Below are 8,280 nucleotides of genomic sequence, written 5' to 3'. Positions count from 1 at the left end.
AGATGACTTTCGCATGACCGCATCCTGATTAGTCCACCGAAATTCGGCCAGATGCTTCGCTATCGGCTTGAAGTGCCTGCGCGCGGACCTCTATGCGCCTTAGCGTTCGGACGTTTTCGTCTGATCGCGCTGGTTGTCGTGGGGGTTCTCGGTGTTTCGTCGTGTGTCGTTGAGTGTGGGCGTTGTCGTTCGGTTGTTGGCGGTGTTATTGGCGGTCTCGGGTCTGCAGTTGGTCGCGGTGGCGACGGTTGCGGGGTCGGCGTCGGCGGCGTCGGTGGTGACCGGTACGGGTGGTGAGTTCGTGCCGGTGACGGGGCGGTTGATGGACACGGCCACAGGCGTCGGTGGCTATTCGACGCCGATGGCGGCGAACGCGTGGCGATCGCTCCAGGTGGGCGGCTTGTTGGGTGTACCGACCAGCGGGGTTTCTGCTGTGCAGATCACGCTGACGGCTGTCTCGCCGGCGGCGTCGGGCATCATCCGGGTTGCGCCCTCTGGCTCGACCTCGGCGCTGAGCGCGGTGATCTTCGGCTCGGGTCCCACCCCGTCCTCGGTGTCGAACACCGCGATTGTCCCGATGGTCGCGAACGGCAAGATCTCGGTGGAGGCAACCTCGGCGGTGCGGTTGATCGTCGATCTTCAGGGCTACTACACCGCCGGTTCGCCGGCGGCGGGTGGCTATGTGCCGATGACGACGAAGCGGATCGTGGACACACGGTCCGGTATCGGCCTGCCCGAGAAGAAGCTCACCACGGGTAGCACGACCACGGTCAACGTCGCGGGCCTGAGCGCGGTCCCTGCGGACGCCTCGGCGGTCTTCTTGAACTTCACGGTCCTCAACTACGGCACCGCTGACGCGTGGATCACCCCCTATGCGTCAGGTACGCCATACCCCGGCACCTCGCTCAACTTCGGAGCGAACGACACCAGCGCGATGGGGGCGGTGGTGCAGCTGGGTGACACCGGCACCTCGGTGGGGAAGATGAACGTGTGGTTCAACAGTTTCAGCTCTGCCTCGACTGCTGATCTGTTGGTGGACGTGGTCGGCTATTTCACCCCGAGCACCAACACGGGCGCGTTCACCCCGGCCGCAACTCGGATGGTCTCGGCTCTGACCGTCCCCGGAAACACCACGGTGGTGCGCCAGCTTGCCGGGCTGGGTGGTGTCCCGGCCGCGGGTTCGGGGATCACTGCCCTCGCGGTCAACGTCCAGGTCACCCACGGCGGCGCCAGCACGGCGGGCAACGTCCACGTGTGGGCCGATGACCAGACCAGCAGCAACTCGATCGTCAACTATTCCAACGCCATGACGGCCAGCAACTTCGCGGTGATCAGGCTGGGTGCCGATGGCGGGGTGAAGATCCAGAACAACGGCACCGATCCGGTCAACGTGTTCCTCGATCTGGAGGGTTGGTACACCTCACTGTCCGACACCGTGGTGGGCGGCCAGGACACCACCCAGCGGGCGATCGCGCTCCAGGCCTCGGCCACTGGAGGCGGCGCCTGGGTGACGTACAAGTACCGGCTCGGGACTACTGGCCCCTTCGCAGCGATCCCGACCGGTGCGAACGGGTATCTCAGCACGGATTCAGGTCAGGTCGCCTCCCAGCCCGTCACCAAGAGCGGTAGCCCGCTCGCCTTCCCCAAGTACACCTGGGACATCAAGGGCACCCTTGGCTCCTCGACCAGTGACGCCTTGGTGCAGGTCGAGGCCTGTTATGGCCAGACCAGCACCGATGCTGATGACGCCTTGGTGTGTTCGATGCCATCGAACATCACCTATTCCCCGGCAGGGTTCAGCGCCGCGAACGCGACCACGAGTGTGGGTCCGGGCACGTTGTCGCTGCTGACCGGGGACTACCAGATCTCCTCCACCGACGCGTCTATGTCTTCCAGCATCGATGGTCTCTCGATCGGTCGGTCGTTGACCACGCTGGCACCCGCGGCGGCGAACACGACCGCCTCTGGTGTCTTCGGGCCGGGCTGGTCGGCAGACCTGTCCGGGCCGAGTGCCGGTGAGGGGGATCTGACCCCGATCGACCAGCACACCAACGGCTATCTGGAGTTCACCGACGCCAGTGGCTACAACGCCTACTACACCGCGACCTCCAGCACCACCGCCTACCCGATCAGCTTCGCGGGGGTAGGTGACAACGCGGGTGATGGCGAAACGGTCACGATGAGCTCGGCCACGAAGATCGCGATGGCCGACCCCGACGGCACCGTCACGACGTGGGCCAAGGTCGGTAGCGCCTGGCAGGTTGCCGGCATCACCGAGCCGGGCTCGAACACCACCACGACCTATACCTACGCCAACGGGTTGGTGACTCGGATCCTCGCACCTGCGCCCGCCGGCGTGACCTGTACGAGCCCGGACACCATCGTCGGCTGCCGGTCGCTCAAGCTGTCCTACACCACCATCGGGGGCGCCAGTCGCCTCACGTCGGTGAGCGCATCGATCCCGCTGTCCAGCGGAGCCAACGAGACCCCGATCGAGAAGTACGACTACAACGCTTCGGGCCAGTTGATCGACGCCTATGACCCGCGAACCCCGACCCTGGCTGCTGCCTACACCTACGACAGCAATGGGCGGCTCAAGACCCTGACTCCCGCGCTCGACCTCGCGCATCCGAACTCACCCGGGATCAACCCCTGGTCGTTCATCTACGACGGTACGGGTCGGCTCTCGAAGGTTTCCCAGACCGTGCCGGTCACCGATGCCGCGAACCCGGCCGCTTCGCCCACGGACACGCTGGCGACCTCCACGATCGTGTACGGCGTATCCAATGCTCCGATCGCTGGCGACCTGCGTCCTGACCTGACCAGCAGCTCGTCGACGGGCACGCCGACCTGGGGAGAGTCCAGCGATCTGCCGATCAGTGGGGACGCGACCGCGGTCTTCAGCCCCGACCATGTCCCCGCCGACACCGACCCCACCAAGGTGGCCGATAGCGACTGGCAGTTCTCGACGATCCATTACCTCGATGTCCAGGGCCGGGAGGTCAACACCGCCACGTTCGGTGCCAACGACTGGCTGATCGACTCCACCCAGTACGACGCCAACGGCGACGACACCTGGGACCTGTCTGCGGGCAACCGTGCCCAGGCGCTGAACCCGACCAGCGCGACCGACTCCTACGTCGCGGCCATCACCAGCCCTGACCAGACCGGCCTGTCCGCGTCCGTGCAGCGGGCGAACCTGTTGGCCTCGACCACCGTGTACAACCCGCTGGACCCCAGTGAGGTCACCGACACCTACGGCCCCACCCACCCCGTCACGCTCTCCACCGGGGCGGTGATCCACGCCCGGACCCACACCTCGACGGTCTATGACGAGGGCGCCCCGTACGGCGACGTCGACCCCGCCACGGGTGCGGCCTTCCGGCTGCCGACCACGGTGGTCACCGACCCCTACAACGTCGGGGCCCTGGCCCCAACCCCACCGGATGCGTCTTTCCCGGATGCCTCGACCACGCGCACCGGGTATGACGCGGTCGGCTCGATGAGCGGTCAGAGTGTGAAGAAGTCCGACGGGACGACCCTGACAGACACAAGTGGCAATCCGGTGCCGTTGACCGGCTGGAGCCTCGGCCAGGCAACCACCTCGACCGTCCAGATGGGCGCCAGCGCCTCCTCGGCCGACATGACGACCACCACCGTCTATGACGCCGACGGCCGCACCATTCAGACCCGCCTGCCCGGCGACACGGGCGGCACCACGCCCCGTGCGACCAACACGACGTACTACACCGCGGCCGGTACCGGTGCCTGTGTGAGCCCGTTGTCGGCCGGTCTGGTCTGTCAGACCGCGCCCGGGGGCCAGCCCTCCACCGGCAAGCCGCTCCCCACCACGACCACCACCTACGACGCCTGGGGCAACACCCTCACCACGGCGCAGACCTACGGCACCGCAAGCGGTGCCACCGTGCGGACCACTACCAATACCTATGACAACGCCGAACGGCTGCTGACCAGCGCTACCAGCGTGACCAACGCACCTGCAGACAACACCGACCTCCCCACCGTCACGGTCACCTACGACCCCGCGACGGGTCAGGTCGCGACCAAGACCACCGGCACCGGTACCCATGCTCAGACCCTGACCTCCCTCTATAACAGCGTCGGGGCGCTCACGTCGTACACCGACGCGACCGGGAACACCACGACCACCGGCTACGACATCGACGGACGTCCCATCAGCCAGACCGACACCAAGGGCACCGTCCAGTACACCTACGACGGGTCGGGGGAGCACCGCGGCGTGGTCACCAGCGAGGACATCGGCACCAGCACCAACTCCCGGTTCACCGCGACCTATGACGCCGACGGGAACCTCACCCAGACCTACCCAGGTGGCACCACCGCGACCGGGTCATTCGACAACGCCGGCAACCAGACCGGGTTGAGCTACACCAACAACGGCTCCACCCTGGCGGCGTTCACCCAGAGGTTCGGCACCACCAACACCGGCACCGACCACATCGTGGCCCAGACCAGCACAGTCAACGGCAACCCCTACTCGAGCCAGGCCTTCACCGATGATGCCGCCGGCCGCCTCACCACCGTGGCCGACACCTACAACGGCACCTGCACCACCCGGAAGTACGCCTTCGGTGACCCGACCAGCGACGCCGCGGACTACTTCGACTCCAACCGCACCAGCCTGACCAGCTACCCCGCCTCCAGCGGTGGTGACTGCTCGAGCTCGACCACCCCGACCACCACCTCCTACAGCTACGACCAGGCCGACCGGCTCACCAGCGACACCACCGGCGGCACCACGAACACCTACGCCTACGACGCCCTGGGCCGCACCAGCACCCTCCCGTCCGGCGATGCGGCCGGGATCGGGTCACACAACGCCGCCAACGGCGGCCCGACCGGGGACCTGGGCATCGGGTATTACAGCAACGATATGGTCGCCAGCCAGACCCAAGGCACCGGCACCACCGCGGCCAGCATCGCCTTCGGTCTCGATCCTGACCAGGACCGCGTCTCCACCCAGACCACCACCACGGCCGCGGGCACCAAGACCATCACCAACCACTACGACGACGCCTCCGACGCCACCGCGTGGACCAGCACCAAGAAGGTCGACGGCACCACCGCCACCAAGCGTTATGTTGGTGGCATCGACGGTGGCTTGGATGCCACCGTGGGAGATGATGGGTCGGTCAAGCTGGACCTGACCAATCTGCACGGCGACACCGTCGCCACCATCACCCCCGACGCGACCAGCATCACCAGCTACCACGAAACCACCGAATACGGGGCTCCGCGCGACCCCGCGTCAGCGGCCGACGACTACGGCTCCCTCGGCGCCAAGAAGCGCTCCACCGATGACCTCGGCGGCCTCACCCTCATGGGCGTCCGGCTCTACAACCCCACCACCGGACACTTCTTGTCCGTTGATCGAATCGCCGGCGGCAACGCAAATGCGTACACGTACCCGAACGACCCTATCGATCGCTTCGACCCCACCGGCCTCGACACCGACGAGGAGGATGGCAGCGGAAACGCATATGGATATTCCCCGCCGGCGGACCAGAACGACGGTTGGGGCGGCGGAGGCGGCGGAGGGGGTGGTGGCAGCGATGTCTTAATAGAACTCGAAGGGATGGATTTAACCGAGGCCGACGTCAAGGCAATTGCTCGACGTATCGCGCACAACAACCACAGTTTCACGAAGCACGTGATCGATGAAAAGGAGTTTCCGAATATCAAGACAAGGGCTCAATATGGGCACATGATCGAAAAGGTCATGAAGAATGGCATGAATGAGAGAATGGCGAATGGTAGCTATAAATTCTATTATGAAGGCAAGATGGTAATTTACAACCCTACGACGAGGGGCGGAGGGACTGCATACGCCCCGAAAGGCGACGCATTCTCGCATTATCTGAACTTTGGCAACAAATGATTGTCTCCTGTTTGCGGGGCGGCATGGCGCCGAAGTTTGACGCTCTTCGAGCGTGACTCGACGGTCGTGTCGACGCTCAATAGACTGTTAATCCGCGGTCGTCGGGATGTTTCGATGTGGATAGGATGTCTCTATGGCGACTCCAAGGATGCGAATCGAAAATTCGCGAAGGTGGTATAGGTGATGGAAGGGCGCCCATCAATCGTTGGCATTACGAACAAAGAGGGAAGGTTTCTCGACTCGGCCCTGTCGTGCTGGGCCGGCCCAGTGCCACGCCCCAGTGACGAGTTGGCTGTAGCTATGGGGTTCTCAAGCGGCGAGGCCGTTTGGAGGGAGGCCGAGCGATTACGACGGCGGATCGCGAACGATGAATTGCTGACGGGGCAAGAGTGGAGGCGTGTGCTTGTTGCCTCCGAACTCGCCTTTGCTAGCGACGTGTTTGGTGCTGGAGTCGAGTGGACTATCTTTAGCGATCAAGACTTGACGGACATCGCGTCGATCGTGGTCTTGCGAGGTTTGCAGCATAAATTAATCGATTGGTATGCGGGCCAATAGTCAAAAAATCTGAACCCCCGACCAGGACCGCCTCGCCACCCAGACCACCACCAGCAACGCGGGCGTCAAGACCATCACCAACCACTACGACGACACCACCGACGCCACCGCCTGGACCAGCACCCAGAAGGTCGACGGCACCACCGTCACCAAGCGGTACATCGACAGCATCGACGGCGGCCTCGACGCCATGGTCGGCGACGACGGGTCGGTCAAGCTCGACCTGACCAACCTGCACGGCGACACCATCGCCACCATCGACCCCTCCGCGACCAGCATCACCAGCTACCACGAAACCACCGAATACGGCCTCCCACGCGACCCCGCGTCAGCGGCCGACGACTACGGCTACCTCGGCGCCAAGAAGCGCTCCACCGACGACCTCGCCGGCCTCACCATCATGGGCGTCCGCCTCTACAACCCCGCCACCGGACGCTTCCTCTCCACCGACCCCATCTACGGCGGGAACGACAACACCTACACCTACCCGCTTGATCCAATCAACGGGAACGACCCCACCGGAGATCAATTCGAGGCCGGGGGCGCCCCCAGTACAAACCACTCCGCGGCGGTGACGAATCACAGCATAGCGAACAAGTCACATAAATCGTCGTGCCATATCAAGTGTCACTTGAGCAGCACTGGCGTCGACGTTGTCGCGTCTGGTGTGGGTGCCGCGATAGCATCAGGAACCGACGTAAAAACCGCCTACCATGTAGGTAAGGGAATCCTAGGTTTGAGCAAAGGAACGGCGCACCTCAAGGATGCGTCGGAAGAGCTGACTGAAGAGACTGAAAACGCAAAGAAGTCTCCCGGGTGGCAAATTGCCCAAGGAATGGGATTGGGCCTCATGACTTGGGGTGCCCTGGGACTTTCCCATAAGCACCACGGGCGCGACTGAAAGGTTGGTAGCGAGATTAGTACGTTGGTGCTACGAATTGTTTTCGCAACGATGTTCATCGTCTGCGCCGGGCGCGCCGGAAGGGATTTTCTTGTCGCGTATCACTACGTCCATGCCCGACCGTCGCGAACACTACGGTTCGGATTTATGGCGAGTGGGGTGTTTGCTGCCTTAGCTTCCCTCGCATTTGCGGGGATGGCGCTTTTTCCGATCAACGTGTCGGATTGGCTTTTTGGGACCGCGATCGTGTCAACGGCGGCGGAGATGCTAAACACTTACTTTTGGCGTAGTCGGATGTCGAATGTCGCCAGCGCGGAGAAGCGGGACGGCGAGGGTCGGTAATTCAGCTCGTGCAGCCCGTCATCTGGGCCAGAACTTGTGAGAATCGCTCTACAAGTGAGAGTCACGGATGGCTGCAGCGAAGAGGGTGAGTCCGGAAGAGATCGTGGCGCTCTGGGCGTGCGCTCCGGCGGCCGTGACGATGCGGTTGCGTGACGCGGAGAAGCACGGTCGTCTCTGGATGGGTCACTCGGTGGACGGGAGCGCCCGCGCCTGCAGCCGTTTTCCGCTCCAGCGACCCGGTTCCAGTGGCAAGCAGAGCGCCTGCACGTATCTGCGTGATCCGATCAACGGCCTTACGTCGAAGGTCGGAGTGGAGGCACTGCTGGCCGGTTGGGCGCCAATGATGATGACGGTCTTGGGGGAAGCCCCAAGCTGTTGCCTCGGCTACTTTGACGGCGTGCGTCGATCGGCCCCGATCTGTCAAACTTACCCGCGGGCAGGTCGTCAATCTTCGCTGCATTTCGACATCTGCTTGTCGAGATGCAACGTAGTTTGACGAGATCGACAGCCGGATAAATTATCCGCTCCACCGACAGTCTGGCCGCCTCCAGTGCGGTAGGTC

General features: G+C 63.8%; 4 protein-coding genes. 2 read left to right on the top strand and 2 right to left on the bottom strand.

What is annotated here, in order from left to right:
• Positions 1-99 precede the first annotated feature (99 nt).
• Both H036_RS25605 and H036_RS25600 read right to left on the bottom strand, forming a co-directional pair.
• Positions 100-330: a hypothetical protein gene (locus H036_RS25605; protein WP_157417759.1), complete on the bottom strand. Its 231-nt coding sequence runs from the start codon at positions 328-330 to the stop codon at positions 100-102.
• Between the two features lie 18 nt (positions 331-348).
• Complete coding sequence (locus tag H036_RS25600) at positions 349-564, bottom strand: hypothetical protein (RefSeq protein WP_017936824.1); 216 nt, start codon at positions 562-564, stop codon at positions 349-351.
• Positions 565-577: 13 nt separating this feature from the next.
• On the opposite strand from H036_RS25600, the gene H036_RS24720 reads away from it, so the two are divergent.
• Together H036_RS24720 and H036_RS25080 are read left to right on the top strand one after the other, a co-directional pair.
• Positions 578-5,920: a beta strand repeat-containing protein gene (locus H036_RS24720; protein WP_017936823.1), complete on the top strand. Its 5,343-nt coding sequence runs from the start codon at positions 578-580 to the stop codon at positions 5,918-5,920.
• Positions 5,921-6,665: 745 nt separating this feature from the next.
• Positions 6,666-7,376 carry an RHS repeat protein gene (locus H036_RS25080; protein WP_081615658.1) on the top strand — a complete coding sequence of 237 codons (711 nt, stop codon included), beginning with the start codon at positions 6,666-6,668 and terminating at the stop codon, positions 7,374-7,376.
• Positions 7,377-8,280: the final 904 nt, after the last annotated feature.

Origin of the sequence: Nocardioides sp. Iso805N (genome assembly GCF_000364605.1) — a bacterium.
GTDB lineage: Bacteria > Actinomycetota > Actinomycetes > Propionibacteriales > Nocardioidaceae > Nocardioides.
This window is presented reverse-complemented; position numbering and strand designations above follow the sequence as displayed.